Genomic DNA, 17,165 nt, shown 5'->3' with positions numbered 1-17,165 from the left:
GGCCAGGCCTCAGCATTTTATTATGGTGATCCCCTGGGCGAAATGCGCCTGGTAAGCAGAGTTTTTGAAATGTAAGGCCTTTGAATAAGACAAAAGGCTGCCTCATCGCTAACTTTGCAACAGTGCCCATATTATTGAATCTAATCATATCTTGGACCAAAAAAATCTTTACTTATAATAATGAGTAAATATATACATCCGAATGACGACAAAATTACAAACTTGTAATTTTGTTAAGGTTTGTTCTCAAAAAAATAAATTAATACTATTTTAAAAAAGATAAATCGTTGCTGAAAAAGCTAGATTGCAATCGAGTTAATTAATTATAAATCAAAAACTTATATTGTATAAAATTAGTAACTCTTTGCTTTCTGCACTTATTATTTAATCAACGTTTCACGATTTTCATAAGCTAAACTAAATATAGTCGCCAATTTCAATTGAGTTATTTCCCGGCTTTTAAATACCGATATACCGCTTGGCGACTAATTCCAAATGCCTGGCCTAATGCCATTTTTGAAGGGTACTTCCCTTCCTTCCAGTCTTGTCGCAAAGCTTCAGCCTGATCAGGTTTCAATTTATGTACCCGGCCTTTGTACTTCCCTTGAGAAGAGGCAAGTTTAATTCCTTCCTTTTGCCGCTCTAAAATGATCTCACGTTCAAACTGTGCAAAAGCACCCATCAGTTGCAGCATCAAATTATCCATCGGGGTGGATTGGGCCGTAAAAGTAATATTTTCTTTTACAAACTGGATGGCAATCCCTCGTTTGACCAGTTTATCCACTTCAGTCACCAAATCTTTTAAGCTTCGCGCAAAACGATCCATGGAATGTACTATCACCCGGTCTCCTTCCCGGACATAATTCAACATTTCCTGAAATTTCGGTCGGTCGGTATTTTTACCTGAAGCACGGTCAACAAAAATCCGGTCGACTTCAATTCCCTCAAGTTGACGTCCCGTATTTTGCTCGACCGAACTCACTCGCACATAGCCTACTTTTTGGCCTTTCACTTTTTACGCCCCAATTGGATAAAAATGAACAATTTCGTAAATTATAAATCTTTAATACCAAAGTTACATGTTACTTATGATTAAAAAACATTTAAATGGTACATGTTTTTAAGAACTTTTAAAATGTAATTTTAGGGTATAGTCTAAAAATACATATTTTAACTACAAAGCCTGTTCTTATTTTTCAGAGATTGAAAAATTAATTAGTCCATTAGCTCTGATTAAGCAATAAAGCTGATCAAATTCGAGAAACTTTTATCAGATATTACGCATGGAAGGTAAGAAAGCTCGAATAGGAATGATCTAGTTATATAAAACTAAACAAGTAATTGAAATTAATTTAGAATTTCTTGTATAACGTATTTTTTATATTAATTTTAGGGAAACTTTAATAATCAATAAAATTTTTTATCCTCTTTTCTTTGTTGTTCCTGAATTGGCATTTAGATTGCATTAAATATCTCATGTTTATTTTTCATGGAATTAAAAAGAATGTTAAAACCTTTGGTGTTATCTTTGGCAATAGTCTCAAGTTTTGGGCTTCCTACGAGTGTATATGCAGAAGAATTTAAGATATTAAAGCAGCTAGAAAATAAACCGACTTTACTTAAGAGCGGTGAATATAAAGGGAATTACTATGTTCCAAGTACTTTAAATACTATCACCTGGGGTTATCTGCCCAATAAGGAAGCAAAACCTGTTCTCACTGTACCATCTGGTAGCGTAGTAACTTTCGATACCGTCTCTCATGAAGGTTTATTGGAAGATCAGGGACGTAATGCAGAAAAATATTTTACTTCTAAAGGGGTAAAACCTGAGCATGTGTTGGCTGAAGCCAAATTGATTACCGATTCGAAACTTAAACATGACTTTCATAAAGATGGTCCGCATATTATTACAGGCCCTTTATATGTAGAAGGAGCAATGCCAGGAGATATTTTAAAAGTTGAAATTTTAAAAGTTGAACCACGTGTTCCTTATGGAGTGATTTCAAATCGTCATGGTAAAGGTACTTTGCCTGAATTTCCTAAGCGCATCAAACATGAGCATGCATCAGCTGCAAACCCTGATGCCTATGGCAATGTATCTATTTTTACACCGATTGAAAAAAATGCCAAAGGTGTTTGGGAAGGGATACTTAAGACAGAATCTGGTAAAGCAATTCGTTTTCCTTTAAGTCCATTTATGGGAACTATGGGGGTTGCAGCAAATACCAGTGAGCCTGTGCACTCTGTTCCACCATCTTTTTATGGGGGTAATATCGATATTAATGATTTAAGTGCAGGAGCAACTGCATACTATCCAGTACAAGTACCAGGTGCATTGTTCTATACGGGTGACAGCCATTTTGTTCAGGGCGATGGTGAAGTGGCTTTAACTGCATTGGAAGGTTCAGCACGGGCTACCTTCAAGATCTCGGTCTTAAAAGCAGGTAAGGATAAGATTCCAGGAAATTTATTAAGCCAGCCATTAGGTGAAAATGCAGAATTTTGGATTACCCCTGGTTTAGATGAAGACTTAGATGAAGCGATGCGTAAATCAACACGTGAGGCTATTCGTTTTTTGGTGAGTGAGTATGGGATTGCTGAGGAAATTGCCTATGCCTATTTAAGTGCAGCTACTGATTTTGAAGTGTCTCAAGTTGTCGATAAAACTAAAGGTATTCATGCAATGATTCGTAAAGCAGATTTTAAAGAATTCACTAAAGTAAAATAACTTAGAATCGTGGAACGTGGTGAATCAATAAAAAAAGCCCATCTTGGGGGAGATGGGCTACAAAGTATTCACTATATCATTGAAATGTAAGATAAATATCTAATCAATTCGTATAACGTGTATTATGTTAATTTTAGGAAAGCTCACTAATCATCAAATTAAAAATATAAGAGAGACTTATGGACTCATATCTTAATTCAGGAGCTGGTTTTCCTGCTGGAACACGTATAAATACAGACAAAGGTTTAATCGCCATTCAGAACATTAAAGTCGGAGATTTAGTACTGTCAAAGCCGAAAAATGGTGACGGAGAGTTATGCTATAAACCTGTTATAAGAATATCTACTTGTGAGAATAGTGAGATTTGGGAGCTAACCTATTTCCAAATTAAAGCAAATACAGATTTATCAAAATTAAATAAAAGCAAATTATTGCAACTTTCTCGCAAAGGAAAAATGGTCAGTCATATGCTGAGGTCTAATCAGACATTCTGGGTTAAGAATATTGGATGGACGCGCTTGGATGAGTTGAAGAACGGTCAAGCTATAGAAACATCTGATCAAGAAATCATTGGTCTTGTTTTTATGGTGAATCCATTACGAAAAACAAGTATGGAAAATGTGGCTGGAAGTTACCATCCTAGCAATATATTTAATGCGGATAAAAAAGGTTTTGATATTGATAATGTTGAATATTTTACTTTTATCGAATATGGCTTAGAAGGACCTATCGCATGTATAGGTGATGATAATGTACCTAGTCCAATATGTGTTAATGGTGAAAGTGTTCACGTTCTCTCAGAGACATTCCGATTAAAAACTTACAGCTTTGACGTTGAGGATGATTATACTTGCTTTATTACGAAGCTAGGATTGTGGGTTAATAATACTGCCTATAAATAATATAAGAAATAAATTACTAATTTTCTTATTTAACATAATGGGCGTTATACGAAATTTTCTATTCATGGGCCTTTCAACTATCTACTTTACATAAAATTTCTTATACGAAATTCGCCTGTAACCCCAAAGTAGAGAGTCTGTATAGGAAATTTCTACTTGGGAATAAAACGGTGGCTTACTCAAACTATTGAATATAAAAAAATTTTATTCCCATGAATGTTTTTTTGTTTTTTTCCTAAAAATATATTAACCTGATGATTAATTAAGATATTTTTTCTTAAACAGCTAGTAAGCAATCGCATAGGCGATTTTTTTCTAACACTATATATTCTGATTGTTATGTAAGTCTCAATTAGAATATGTAGTGTTATTAGCTAACTCTACTTAGTTAATAATTATCTTCATTATCAATGGAACAGAAGATTATGACCAACTCCGAAGATCCGAAAAAATTCCCATTTTCGGAGGCTGACTTGCTCGAAAACATAGATGAATATAACGCACATGCAGATGAACTTGCTGTACTTCAAGAAGCCGAATACTGAATAGCCACCAAAATTCTAGACACATATAACCATCTTCTGATTAAACTAATTTAAAACTTAATAAAAACTAAAATAGAACTAAATAAAAATCAAACTAAATGAATTATTAAATAATCTTCAGTTTACCATCAGCGGCTATTTGCAACAGTGTCTAAAATTTTACATCACCTTAATCGAATAAAATTTAGTTCTTTTTGACTATGATTAGAATTTTTTTTGGCAATTATCTATTTTTTTGTAAAAAAATTTTTCTAAGATATAACTTCTTCGTTATTAGATCTGATTTACTTATTAAATTGTTCAAATCAGATCTTAAAGTAATCAAATTTTCTTTATTTTCTATAGAGTGGCTACTAATTAAACCATTGATTACCCTATAGTATTTATAATTTTTATATTTATATGTAAAAAATCGAATTGAACTAACACGATTGCAATATTCGTCTAAGTTTTCAAAATAATTTTTTTTAACAGATATAGAAATAATATCCGATGAACTGTATGTAATTTCATCTAAAATATCATTAAGAAAGTAACTATATATTGTTGATTCAGACATTATGCACCCTTAACTAAAAATTACATGAAAAAAAAGCTCTAGATTCATGTCTTTTAATTAAGAGTGACTTCTCTTCCTGCGACTAAACAACAAACCTAATCATCTAATTGAGAGTCAGTTGTTACCGTAGGTAGATATATTTATAACGTAATATTCACGTAATGTATAAACTTTATACACCAAAATTCATTCATTTTGTTTAATAAAATTATAAGCAAAAATCTGAAGAATCATTTATTTCCACTGAAGAATCACGATCACCAACCAAAAATAAATGTTTGTTTTTATTAGAATTACAATCATTAATGCTTGTATTTTCTTGTATCTGAGTTGCAGGTATCGGATCTAAAGAATCATCCACTATTTCCACGTTTTTATTGGCAAATTCTTCTTCATTAACATGATTTTTTTCTTCCGCGGGCGCAATATCAAATGTGATTTCTATTTTTGTTAATTGTGCAATCTCTTGAACTTGCCTTTTAAAATCATCTGTTCCTGATACTAGAACTGACCCGAATTTATCTAGAGCAAGTAAGAGTGCATCCTCAATATGCTTTTTTTGTTCACTCACGACTATAATTTCTGGTGAATTATCTCTCTCAAAAAAAGCAACTTTTCGCTGATCTATATAAAACTTTTGCCCAAATTTGTATTCAATTGCATATTTATTATGAGAAAAATATTTCTGTTTCTTGTTTTGATCTTCTGTGATTTTCGGATCTTGAGAATCTAGTGTATTTGATAACTTATTTTCTTTTTTCTTCTTTAAATTACTATTTTGACGATACTCAAAATACTGTTGAATCTGTAAATAATCTAGTTCAGATAAGCTTTCAGAACGCTGATAGTTTTTATTTGTTTCATTTTTTGGGATTAATCTCAGATCAGATCCAGGAGAAGAATAAATGGGTCTCATCTTCGGATGCTGTTGGCTTACAGATGCATCTAGTACTGATTCTAGGTTTAAATATAGTTTCCAACAGTATTCGATCTCTTTTGAATTAAAATATTGTTTATTTAGCTCAGTCGACTGAGTTTGTATTAAGTTATTCACTCTTTGTATCAGTATCTTCTGACTTTTTTCGTTGAAGCCTGAAATAATATTGCTATCTACACAATTTTTTAACGTGAGTTGCAGTTTCATCAAATCTATATCACAACAATTTAAAAGCATACTTGTTTTCACAAGTGCGGTACTTTGATTCTGACTCTCTGATATAAATTTTTTAAAAATTAAGTTAAAACATGCTTCCAATCCAGATTGCGACAATTTTTTAAGACTCGGCAATACTCTTTTTTCATTTATATCAACAAGTTTCTCGTCATTTTCAAATGATTGTAAAGCGACTGCATATAACTTTTTAAATTCTGGTAGACCAGTTGGAGTGGCTTTCGCATTTGAGTCGAGATGTTGTATGCATTGATAAAGGCGTGGAACAGAATAATTACTGAATACCAAAATTCCATACTGATTTTGAATCGCGATGGGCTCGTTGGGCTGATGCTGGTCATAAATGATCTTCGCGGTTTTAATTTTTGGATTATCTTGTCGAATAAAGTTTCGATATTGTCGTTGATCCAATAAAAACTGTTGCTGTATCGATAGATGATGCAGAGGCGATATATATTTTAAAAAATCGGCATAAGAGGTAATTTTTGAAGAACTAAATTTTTGAAGCAATGAGAATTTAGCTTGTGTATCTTGCAAGACTTTTTGACTTAATTTTTCATGAGATTGGCTAAAATTCTCTCTCTGTAATTTTCTAAGTTGAGTTTGTTCTGCCTGATTTTGATAATGCAGAAGTGTAAAAATGCTCTGCGTAGATTGATTTGGATACGTTTTTTTAAATGATTTTAACCATTGATTTTTATTATTTTGATAAATTTCATTTTCAAAATGAACTTCTTTGTAGGTAGATTTACGTAATGAAGTAATCGAATCTTTTTTATTTTTAAGCTTGAGATATTGCTCATGTAAATCTTGAACTAAAAAATCTTGTCGCTCAAAAAGATGGTACGGATGTTGATCATTAAACTTATACGGTGTAGATGTAGCTGATTTTTTTCTGAAAATTGCATTGGAAACAGGCATCATACTTGTTTCAAAGTCACCCCATTTTTTTTCTAAATTTTTTAGGGTCGTGGCTTTATTACAAAATAGGGATGCTTTAAACGTTTGCTCATGATATTGCCCAAACTTAACATTGAAAATAGCACCATTGCGCTTTTTTTCGTAATAAATTCCCTGTGAAGCAAGTTTTTCATGCCATGTTCGCCAACAATCTGAACTATTTAATACATGCTGAATAACACTATTAACTTGCTGTATGTTTTGTTGGCCATGGATGATTCCTGCCGTGATGTCACTTTTTTTTTGATGCCGATGTTCTTGATCTCGAATTCTACTACTTACTTTTTCAGCATTCGGTTGAGCGATGTAATTTGGATTTTCATTGCATTTTTTCGATTCGAGATCATAGATATACATCGAATTTGGTTCAGGCTCCCAGCCTTGTTTTGCTTCAATTTCAGCGACAGCACGCTGTAATGATTTATAGAGCCAGCCCTCTCCTAGATCGATTACTTTATTTTCACCATTCTTATTTTTTAAAAATGGATGCACTTTATTGATGATCAAATGAAAATGCACATTATCTGTATCCAAATGCACCGCGTACTGCATTTGCAGATCCTTTGCCTTCAGATGTTTTGAGATAATGTCGATTTGTTCTTCTAATTGTTCAATGGTCGGTACCTCAAATTTTTTAAAGCTACCGATGATATGAACAATTGGGTCAATCACTTTGCTGTTCAAACTGGCAGTTTGTGACATTTCTAGCTTTTGCTGTTGCGGATCATCATCTAAAAAATTTCTAGCGTTTGAATAAACACATTTCTCGATCGAACTCAAATCAACACTTGGATGAAGTTGATGAATGTAATCTGATAAAAGATCAGTGCGTGAGGGTTTGGGATCATGAATATAATCAGACAGACCATTCACACGTTGTTCTACTGAAGATGTTCCAGTCGTATTTTCTATAACTTTAATAATCATCGTTTTTCAAACTCATCATTTAGTTTACGAACGAGCATTTTTACTTCTTGCACCACCTGTTTAATCTGTTCGACCTCATACTTAACTTGTTCTAAATCATCCAATTCTTTAAATATTTTTATGAGCATAAATCCGAGCAAGCGAACATTATGAATGTCATTTGGTGCTATAAATCCGATGATCGAAGTACTCAACAGTTTATGTCGTAAGTAGTCAAACTGCGTCAAAGATGCCTGCTTACAGGCATCTTGAATTTGCTTAAATTCATCTTCAGTCAGATGAATCAACATCTGTTTTTTAAAAGCATCTTTTCTATTCATTTTTTCTATTGTAAGCAAATTGAGACCGAGCATCGCGAGCTCGAGATTTGTATTTGGACAAAAGATATCTTTTGTCCCATCCTGTACCTTTTTAGCAGTCATGATATTGGCTAAATATGATAAAAATAATGCGATTTTTTTAGTTTTTTTCTTATCGCAAAAAGTACCTTTTTTGAGAGATTTTAAAATTCAAAAAGAGTTGCTTTTTGCCATACTCATAAAAATGAATGTTGCAAATAATGAGGTTGTATATTTATTTTTGTAGGAAAAATCTAATGCAAAATCAGAATCTTTTAGAGCTTGAGACACAGGATTCAAATCATAAATCTCCTGGTTTTTCGCCCACACCATCTCCTGAAATCGCAAAAACATCTGTTGTTCGCTCTTCAAAATATTTTGAGAAGAATGAAAAAATATATAGTGAAAATGACTCTAAGAAATTTGAGAGTATTTTGCTGCTTCATATAGAAAAAATGAAGGAAAAGACGAAAACTCGGAATCAACTGCTGACTCAACATAAGCAAACTTTACTTCATCTTTTCAAATTGGGTGCAACAATAGATGATGTTCTGACCTTTCTCCAAGAAAATAATTTCAGCGGTATTACTGCTGACAATTTAAAAGAATTTTTAAAGAAGAGTAAATAAATCGGTTACACCTTTATCTTGAGCGATGGCTATATCGATGATCTTGAGCATGACCGCTTAGGTAAAGAGTTCCGTCACGACATTGAACCGTATGAAACAGCAACCAAAGCATTCCTAGAAGAATTGAATCGTGGGCTATTGAATATCTATACCAACTATTACGATCACATGCTTTCAACCGAAGTGATTACGCAATACTTATTGGCTAACTGCCGGTTTGAGGGAAACGGTAACATCCACTGGAACTAATTTATAAAAAAGCCCTCAATTGAGGGCTTTTTTATCTAATGGGGCATAAAGCCTCGTGATTCAATATTCGAGCGTCATTTACTATTGATGTACTCTTGAGTGATACGCAGACCATTGGAATTATAAGAACTTAATTGCTTGTGTGCTGCTATATTCCCATTCTTAGCTGAATGTAAAAAATGCTCTTAGGCTTTTGAATAATCTTGAGGCATCCCCCCCCCGCTCATAGAGAACTCCTAAATTATAATGAGCGACCGCTTGCGCCTCAGTCGAATTAGTTTCGGATTTTTCCATCTTGACTGCTTTGCTTAAAAGTTCAAAGGCTTTATTATAATTTTTCTCGACTACCGTGTCTGACATATACATATAGGCTAGATTTACAAGCGCACCGGCTCCCTCTTCACCTCGACCCTGCTCAACAGATTTATTAAATAATTCATAAGCCTTTGCATAATCTTGTTTTACACCCCAACCATTTTTATAGCTCAAACCAAGATTATATGAACTGCTAGATTTACCACCATTAGAAGCTTTTAGATACTAGTAATTCGCTTTGACGTAATCTTTATCACAACCATGACCATTTGCATAAATCCCACCTAGAGCATTTTGGGCATCCGTATAACCTTGATTTGTAGCTTTAGATAACCATTCAAATGATTTGAGATAGTCTTGATGTAAAAGTCTACCATACCGTATCGCACCCCAATTTCGTACTGAGCTTCCGCATTCCCTTGAGCAGCTAAGCGCATAGTATTTTCTATCTTAGAATTAGCATGAGCCGAACTAAATATTAATGTTAAAGCAATTATAACAATTGATTTATTAATCAAATCCAAAGAGCGTAAATCACGAACAATATTATCTCAAACAACCAAAATATTAATCGGAAAACACCCACCAAAAATTGTACCAGGTAGTGGATTTTTGCGGTAATGACAAAAGCATCCACTTGGGTGATATACACCAGTGTATCTGCAATAAAAAAATAAGGCAGTTTCAACTGTAAAATTGAAATATTAGGCGTCCGCCATTCATTTGCTTAAGCATTATGACTATCCACATGATATGGCATTACTGGCTACAGAAACTGTACTTGAGTAAGCAGAGCACTTGGCAAAAGGACTTGCAGCCTCTGTCTAATTTCTACCACTAAATAACAACTAAAATAAAATTATATTGATTTTAAATTAGATGTATTTTAGTTGTATTTATACCTCTAAACCAAGTTCCTTAAATACCTCATTGTACTTTTGAATGAACTTCTCATCTTGTAGTTCAAGCAGAAGTCTTTTCTCAAGATCAGCATAACTCTCACCTACTGCAGCTTTCTGACTAGCAAATGGATCATAGTGAGCTAGCTTATTGGCAAAGAATTGAATTTGCTTATCTGAGAGCTTCTTAGGCTTCGTATGGGTAACTTCCTTAGGTTGGTGCTTAGCAGTGAATGTAAATGAGAAACCACTGATCGTACGCCCTACTTTGTGTTGTTCATAAGAAGCTGTGATATCTGTGAGCTCATTGATTTGGTTTAATGCTATATCGAGTACTCGAACCTTAAAGTTTGCCATCTTCGCATAATCACCCTTAGCTAACCCAAGCTTGAAGCGAAAGTCATCAATATCAAATATAGGTGTCTTTCCCACACTACGCCATTGAATCAGTAACTCATAAAGGCGAATCGCATACTTACTTGTAAGAGAGCTAATTTGCTTAAGTTCATAAGCAGTGAATGACTTCTCAAGCTGCGTAATTAATGGAATGACATCAGGCGCAAAAGTGAGTTCTACGATACCTGCAGAATCAACATAGGCTATTTTGGATACCCAACGTGATTTGACGATCTTTTCCTGCTGGGTTCCCTCATGGATTCCCTTATAACTGAATTTTCGCTCAAAGAGATTGCTAGCAGCGTTTTTAAGCCCCTCATAGGCTGCGTGCTTATCAACATTGAATTGCTTCATGTAATGATGAGCATGGACCTCTAGAAGACTATTCGCATCCACATTCTTGCTTAACTCTCTTGCTTGAACAATTGCCAATAAAATCAGTCTCTGTTCTGTTGTATCCAGATTATAGCTAGCATTGATTAATGCGTTATCCTTCACGACTAGATCATTTTTCACTATTGGGATCTTTTCCTTTAATTATAGCATTAGGATACATCAATTACACATGTAGACACAAGGTGGGAAAACGTAGACTTAAAGGTGGGAAAACGTAGACTTAAAGGTGGGAAAACGTAGACTTAAAGGTGGGAAAACGTAGACTTAAAGGTGGGAAAACGTAGACTTATTACCTCTGAAATGCTTGCTATATAAGGCTTGCAGAGGTCTTAAAAATAAAATTATTAAAAGTATTTAAAAATAAAAACGGTTATTGTTTAAAAATTAAGAGTATTTTTTGTTTTACGAGTATCCATTTACAGTTATGAAGATAAATGAAAGAACGATTTCCATATAGGTGGGAAAACGTAGACTTATACTAAATAAGAATTTATTAATTTTTTACCTATTCTTTACATCAATCTAAAATATAACTATATTAGATTCAAATTAGTTACAAATTACAAGTAAAATGATCATCTTAATTGGAAGCCAAAAAGGTGGATGTGGGAAATCCACAATAGCCATCAATATAGCAACTTATCTTGCTAAACATAACAAAGACATTGTTTTAGTTGATGCAGATCCTCAACAGAGTTCAGCTAACTGGGTTAAGGACAGAGATGAAACAAATCTCCCTAAGGTACATTGTGTGCAACGATATGGAGACATCAAGAACACACTGAAAGACTTAAATAGCCGTTATGACTATGTTGTTGTAGATGTAGCAGGACATGACAGTAAAGAGCTTAGAACAGCAATGTTGGCAGCTCATTATCTTGTAGTGCCATTTAGACCTTCACAATTTGACCTGGATACCTTACCTCATCTTTCTGAAGTCATAGATCAGGCACAGTCATTTAATGAAGAACTCAAACCATTTGGGTTACTCACCTTAGCTCCTACGAATCCATCTGTATCAGAAGTACAACAAGCAAATGAGTATTTAGCAGATTTTCCTGCGTTCACGGCCTTATCTGCAGTAATCCATGACAGAAAGGTTTATCGCGATGTAGCAGCAGAAGGGAAAGGTGTAGTTGAATCCAATAACCCAAAAGCAGTTGACGAATTTGAGGCGTTCATGAAGGAGTTATTAGCATGATCAAGAAGAGAGAAATCAGTAAACCAAACTCTCCTGACATGGATTCTTTCATCAATGGTGCAGATGAGCAAAAGGTGACAAAGCTAGATCCTAAAGCCCCTAGGAAATTCAAGACACACACAATTCCTATGAATGAACATGAGTATCAATTGTTGGTTGAATTGGCCGAAAAGTATGGCCAAACGCATAATGGAATTATCCGCTTTGCTTTGAAGAAACTGAGTGAAGAATAGAAACTAATTTGAAACTAAATTAATTCTATTTTGGTTTTAATTTGTATTCGTTTTAGATGTAAAAAAAGCCCTTCATCATTAAGGGCTTTTTATATGTAATTTTTTCTCTCGTATGACCTATATTCTGATTTAAAGTGCTACAAAACAGAAAAGGCTATCCTTAAATTACTAGTCGAAGTTAAAGAAATTGTCTGGGAAGCAAGAAAGGAATGCCTTTTGAATATCGCTGTATTCACCTTCAGGATGTTCCTCTAGATACCGTCGAGTCCAAATCAGTGTTGCTTCATAATCGTTAAAACACTGATCGAGTTGTAAAAAAATCCAAAGTTCATTTGCTTTTTGAATGAAAAAGTCATTGATGATCATCAGAGCAATTTTCTTTTCAGTATTTGCATTAGGGTATGAATACATAATGATTTCTCCTATATAGATGGTAAATAGATTAGTTGATAAGCTATTTATAACACATAATTTTATGTGTTTGCCACATAATTTTATGTGTTTTTATGTAAATATAACCCTATGCTATAATTTCAAAACACCATTTCTATAAATTTACTCCAATGCCATATACTGAATTTCAACGTCTTATCGGTAAAGCAGGGCTTTCTATTAAAGAATTTGCTGAATTATTGGACATGAAACCTAATTCAATTACGAACTATAGTAAACAAGGTGTCGTGCCTACACATATCGCTGTAATTGTTGCGCTGATTTCTACGATGAAAGATGAGGGATTGGATTTCTATCCAATTTTTGAAAAAATTAAATCGTATTCAAAAGATTAAAACTCTCGTTTTCTAATTATTTTTAAGCGATGAATAATGATGTAAAAAATGCCTGAACTTCAGGCATTTTTTGATTCTGGGATGTTTATAAACCTCGATAGAACTTTTCAATAAAGTTTCGAGTTTTGAGAACTAAGGTATTCATCAGGGTCTTCCGTTCTGAGATCTTAGGACGATTAATCGGTAAGTCTTTGACATCTTCACGGTTAGGTAAACGTTTAGTGTATTCATATTGGCTGAGCACCGTTTTAAATATCTCAGGCTTGATGGCTTCTTTTTGACATAGTTCATCCAGAGCTTTTTCTTTTTCTACATCCCAAAACTGAGCAAAGGCCTCTTCAACACTTTGACCATTGGCCATCCGTGGAATGTTTTCATCTAGAAACTTTTGAATCAGCTCTTGTTTGTCGTACAAATTGTGATTGGTCGAGATGATATCTTGTACCTGGGAACGATACTGCTGCTTCTTTTCAGGATCTTTATGATTAACCACCGATTGCAGTAAATTCAGGATATAACCGACATTTACGGTATCGCGGTGGATCAGTTCAAGTTGGAAATTGACGTCATTGAGGACCGATACTTTGTCTTTAGGTTGGACCACACGGACGTTGTTGTACAGATATTTGTACTGTGAGGTATGTTTCTGAAATTCTGCTTTGTTTAAATCGGTACTATCTTGGTCATACTCTACAAAGTTTTCCAATTGTGCATTGATCCGCATTACCTCACGGAAGGCTTTGACGTATTCCAATTGTTGTTCTTCAGTTTCTAGCGTATTGGGTACTTGGTCCGGATCTGGGGCAATACTGAGTAAGTGGGCAACCGCAGCATTGTACTTTTCTTTAATGCTATCGAAACTTGGGATTAGGACAATTTTTTGTGCTTCATCCTTGTTTGAGAATAAGGTGAGGGCTTGGTCTGTAGCTTGTTTTAGGTTACGAAAGCACAGGATATTACCGAATGGTTTGTCTGCGTTCAGAATACGGTTAGTACGTGAAAAGGCTTGGATTAGACCGTGATATTTAAGGTTCTTATCGACATACAGGGTGTTGAGTGGTTTTGAGTCAAAACCAGTCAGGAACATATTCACCACAAGCAGGATATCAATTTCTTTTTTGCGTACCCGATTGGCAATGTCACGATAGTAAGCGTAGAACTCATCGCCTGAATTGTAGTTCTGGCCAAACTTGGCATTGTATTCAGCAATGTATTGATCGAGCTTGTCTCGATTGGATTGGCTTATCCTGGTCGGGATATCCGCAGACTCTTCTTCAATTAAACCACTGTGATCTTCGACCTTGAGTTCTTCATTGGCTGCAAAGGAAAAAATCGTGGCAATGGTCAATGGGGTGTAAATCCCACCTTGTTCTTCAGCTTGTTGCTGTTTTTCTTGCTGTACTTTTTTGAACAGTTCGTAGTACTGGGTCAGGACTTCAACGGAACTGACACAGAACATCGCGGTGAAGGTTTTATTTTTGGTTTTGATATGGTGATTATCCAGGATATATCGGGTAATCATTTCGAGGCGAGCAGGGTTATCAAACAGCTCTTTGGTATCAATTCCTTCAACATCTTCTTCATAGTTGTCGCTATTTTCGATGCCGTTACTGGTGTATTTACCTAGATAAGCAATTTGGAAAGGTAAGACGTTACCATCACGAATAGCATCGGTAATCACGTATTTATGTAGGCATTCGTCAAACAGGGCATTGGTGGTGACTGCTTTCGAGTCAATTTTCAGTTGGCTATTTTTCTCAAAAATTGGCGTTCCTGTAAAACCAAACATTTGTGCTTGATTAAAGAAGCGTTTGATATTGCGATGGGTATCGCCAAATTGGCTACGGTGACACTCATCAAAAATGATCACGACTTTTTTGTCTTTGAGATAGCCAATCTGATCGCTATAACGATCAGAGCTAATCGCAATATTGAGCTTTTGTAAGGTAGTGACAATCAATTTGTCATGCTTTTGGCCCAATTGAGTGACTAATGTGCCTGTATTCTTGGTGGTATCAACACTGTCTTTTTTGAAGGCATTAAACTCACGTACTGTTTGAGTGTCGAGATCACTGCGATCCACCACGAACAGAACCTTTTCAACTTCAGGCAAGCGCATGATCAATTGACTGGCTTTAAATGAGGTCAGGGTTTTTCCAGAGCCTGTGGTGTGCCAGATATAGCCATTTTGCTCCGAATGTTGCACACGTTGAATAATCTGCTGTACCGCATAGATTTGATAGGGGCGTAGCACCATCAAACGCTTTTCAACTTCCAAGATCACCATGTATTCAGTCAGCATTTGGGTAATGTGCTGATGGTTTAAAAAGGCTTCGGCAAAGATATCGATTTTATGGATGTGCTTATTGTCAAAATCTGCCCAAGGGAAGGTAAATTCGAAATTACTGGTGCCTGTTGAATAGTAATGAGTGTGGTCACGATTACTGATGACAAACAGTTGGATGTAATTAAACAGACCTGCTCCGCTACTATAAGCGACTTTGGCATAGCGTTGGGTTTGATTAAAGGCTTCAGGAAGCTCGACACCTGCGCGTTTTAGCTCGATTTGGACTAAAGGTAGGCCATTGATGAGCAAAGTGACATCGAAGCGACTGGTGTGCCCATTCGTTGCACTGTGATCAATCGCGATTTGATTGGTCACTTGATAGATGTTTTTCGTAGGATCAGCAAATAAAAAATCAATGTGGCGTGTAGATCCATCATCAAAGTTCACAGGAAAGCGATTACGCAATACCTTGGCACAGTTGAAGCTGTTGCCTGCTTTAAGATGATTCAGGACTTGAGCCCATTCATTTGTAGTGAAAGAAGCGATGCCATTGGCACGTTCAACTTGAATTTTGAGGTTGCTCAGCAATTGAAACTCATCTTTGACATCAACTTGGTTGTAGCCGAGCTGTTTGAGTTGTTCAATGAGTTCATTTTCAAGTTGAGCTTCGCTTTGTAAAGACATCTCTTTCTCTAATTTTTTATTCAATTACGGTGATCTAAATGAAATCCATCTGATTGAAGCTCGAAACATACTGTGATGTTTTACCCTCAAAGTCTTTCAAGCAGATGGCTGGGTTTTATTGATAGATATTTAAACAAACATCTGCTGTAACAAACCTTTTTTCCACTGTTTGGCTTGTTCAATTTGCTGTGCTACGACTTCAATTTTTTGGTCAATTGCAGATAAAAAGTTAGCAATTTTGGTTTGCTCTTCTAGGCAAGGTACAGCTATATCAAATTTTACTAATTTATTTACTGCTAAACCTGCTTGAGCGGATGACTCAGAAAAACGATTCAGCTTCATAAAATCAAGCCATCTAGAAAGCCATTCTGTACTACTATTTATATTAGTTTGAACAGCAATAGCATGTTCAGAGATAAATGTTTTTCCATTAACTAAATTGATATTTCCACATAATGCTCCCTGTCTTCCAATAAGAGCAAATACACCCTCATGCGTATAACTATCAGTAAAGCCTCTTAAGCCATTTCCACCATATACAGGGTAGTCGCCAACTTCTGAAATCGATGCAGATGTAATCGTTTTTCCACTTTGGAAATGCGCACAAATATCACCTAACTTTTTATTCTCCCACTCCCCAAACGCACTCCCATCATCTGCTTTAAAACGAATCTGCTGACTAAACAGCTTTTGCATCATACCTTGTTTATATTGGCTAAGAAGCTCATGCTTTTGCGAGAGTTGAGTAATCTTTTCATCCACTGCCGATAAAAAAGAAGCGATTTGGGTTTGTTCTTCTTTTGAGGGTTTATTGATTTTTAAGTCTTTTAACTCTGTACACGACAAATTTCATAGGATCCTTGTCCTATCAGGCTTTTTCTTTCTTAAAATTGCTAGCACTTTCTTAAATTCTTCTTTTTTTCCAAAACCAATCAAACGTAGAATAGCCATTTGAACA

At 35.1% G+C, this 17,165-nt stretch carries 15 protein-coding genes and 3 pseudogenes; 8 read left to right on the top strand and 10 right to left on the bottom strand.

Annotation, left to right across the window (positions count from 1 at the left end):
• A pseudogene (locus FTV09_RS14080) lies at positions 1-75 on the top strand (IS6 family transposase); the annotation flags it as partial.
• A gap of 370 nt (positions 76-445) precedes the next feature.
• Here the strand turns inward: FTV09_RS14080 and FTV09_RS14075 are convergent.
• Complete coding sequence (locus tag FTV09_RS14075; protein WP_004812033.1) at positions 446-1,012, bottom strand: recombinase family protein; 567 nt, start codon at positions 1,010-1,012, stop codon at positions 446-448.
• A gap of 492 nt (positions 1,013-1,504) precedes the next feature.
• On the opposite strand from FTV09_RS14075, the gene FTV09_RS14070 reads away from it, so the two are divergent.
• Positions 1,505-2,728: an acetamidase/formamidase family protein gene (locus FTV09_RS14070; RefSeq protein ID WP_180058681.1), complete on the top strand. Its 1,224-nt coding sequence runs from the start codon at positions 1,505-1,507 to the stop codon at positions 2,726-2,728.
• Between the two features lie 179 nt (positions 2,729-2,907).
• A complete protein-coding gene (locus FTV09_RS14065; protein WP_131275001.1) occupies positions 2,908-3,630 on the top strand; it encodes a hypothetical protein in 723 nt (240 codons plus the stop codon).
• Between the two features lie 1,312 nt (positions 3,631-4,942).
• Here the strand turns inward: FTV09_RS14065 and FTV09_RS14060 are convergent.
• Both FTV09_RS14060 and FTV09_RS14055 read right to left on the bottom strand, forming a co-directional pair.
• Positions 4,943-7,792, bottom strand: a complete 2,850-nt coding sequence (locus FTV09_RS14060; RefSeq protein ID WP_180058680.1) for a relaxase/mobilization nuclease domain-containing protein — start codon at positions 7,790-7,792, stop codon at positions 4,943-4,945.
• Positions 7,789-8,214, bottom strand: a complete 426-nt coding sequence (locus FTV09_RS14055; protein WP_180058679.1) for a hypothetical protein — start codon at positions 8,212-8,214, stop codon at positions 7,789-7,791. Before FTV09_RS14055 ends, FTV09_RS14060 begins: the two co-directional genes overlap by 4 nt.
• A 173-nt stretch (positions 8,215-8,387) precedes the next feature.
• Here FTV09_RS14055 and FTV09_RS14050 point away from each other — a divergent pair, with 173 nt between their 5' ends.
• Together FTV09_RS14050 and FTV09_RS14045 are read left to right on the top strand one after the other, a co-directional pair.
• Positions 8,388-8,759, top strand: coding sequence for a hypothetical protein (locus FTV09_RS14050; protein ID WP_180058678.1), 372 nt, complete (start codon positions 8,388-8,390; stop codon positions 8,757-8,759).
• Positions 8,760-8,777: 18 nt separating this feature from the next.
• A complete protein-coding gene (locus FTV09_RS14045) occupies positions 8,778-9,008 on the top strand; it encodes a hypothetical protein (RefSeq protein WP_180058677.1) in 231 nt (76 codons plus the stop codon).
• 162 nt (positions 9,009-9,170) lie between these two features.
• Here the strand turns inward: FTV09_RS14045 and FTV09_RS14040 are convergent.
• The 3 genes and pseudogenes from FTV09_RS14040 to repM form a co-directional block, all read right to left on the bottom strand.
• A pseudogene (locus FTV09_RS14040) lies at positions 9,171-9,503 on the bottom strand (tetratricopeptide repeat protein); the annotation flags it as partial.
• A 45-nt stretch (positions 9,504-9,548) separates the two neighbouring features.
• A complete protein-coding gene (locus FTV09_RS18310) occupies positions 9,549-9,707 on the bottom strand; it encodes an SEL1-like repeat protein (protein WP_180042005.1) in 159 nt (52 codons plus the stop codon).
• A gap of 512 nt (positions 9,708-10,219) precedes the next feature.
• Positions 10,220-11,134, bottom strand: a complete 915-nt coding sequence (gene repM, locus FTV09_RS14030; protein ID WP_180041988.1) for a replication initiation protein RepM — start codon at positions 11,132-11,134, stop codon at positions 10,220-10,222.
• A gap of 451 nt (positions 11,135-11,585) precedes the next feature.
• Between repM and FTV09_RS14025 the strand changes: the two genes are divergently transcribed.
• Both FTV09_RS14025 and FTV09_RS14020 read left to right on the top strand, forming a co-directional pair.
• A complete protein-coding gene (locus FTV09_RS14025) occupies positions 11,586-12,215 on the top strand; it encodes an AAA family ATPase (RefSeq protein WP_180041986.1) in 630 nt (209 codons plus the stop codon).
• Complete coding sequence (locus FTV09_RS14020) at positions 12,212-12,448, top strand: hypothetical protein (protein ID WP_180038290.1); 237 nt, start codon at positions 12,212-12,214, stop codon at positions 12,446-12,448. Before FTV09_RS14025 ends, FTV09_RS14020 begins: the two co-directional genes overlap by 4 nt.
• 168 nt (positions 12,449-12,616) lie before the next feature.
• Here FTV09_RS14020 and FTV09_RS14015 read toward each other — a convergent pair whose 3' ends face one another.
• Positions 12,617-12,859, bottom strand: coding sequence for a hypothetical protein (locus tag FTV09_RS14015; protein WP_180041984.1), 243 nt, complete (start codon positions 12,857-12,859; stop codon positions 12,617-12,619).
• 152 nt (positions 12,860-13,011) lie between these two features.
• Here FTV09_RS14015 and FTV09_RS14010 point away from each other — a divergent pair, with 152 nt between their 5' ends.
• Positions 13,012-13,236, top strand: coding sequence for a hypothetical protein (locus FTV09_RS14010; RefSeq protein ID WP_005264124.1), 225 nt, complete (start codon positions 13,012-13,014; stop codon positions 13,234-13,236).
• An 85-nt stretch (positions 13,237-13,321) separates the two neighbouring features.
• Here FTV09_RS14010 and FTV09_RS14005 read toward each other — a convergent pair whose 3' ends face one another.
• From FTV09_RS14005 to FTV09_RS18305, 3 genes and pseudogenes are all read right to left on the bottom strand, one after another.
• Positions 13,322-16,207 (bottom strand): type I restriction endonuclease subunit R, encoded by a 2,886-nt coding sequence (locus tag FTV09_RS14005; RefSeq protein WP_180058675.1) that lies wholly within the window; start codon positions 16,205-16,207, stop codon positions 13,322-13,324.
• Between the two features lie 129 nt (positions 16,208-16,336).
• Positions 16,337-16,816 (bottom strand): restriction endonuclease subunit S, encoded by a 480-nt coding sequence (locus FTV09_RS14000; protein WP_373687713.1) that lies wholly within the window; start codon positions 16,814-16,816, stop codon positions 16,337-16,339.
• Between the two features lie 17 nt (positions 16,817-16,833).
• Positions 16,834-17,020, bottom strand: a pseudogene (locus FTV09_RS18305) (restriction endonuclease subunit S); the annotation flags it as partial.
• Positions 17,021-17,165: the final 145 nt, after the last annotated feature.

Source organism: Acinetobacter sp. YH12227 (genome assembly GCF_013417785.1).
GTDB classification, from domain to species: domain Bacteria; phylum Pseudomonadota; class Gammaproteobacteria; order Pseudomonadales; family Moraxellaceae; genus Acinetobacter; species Acinetobacter gandensis.
This window is presented reverse-complemented; position numbering and strand designations above follow the sequence as displayed.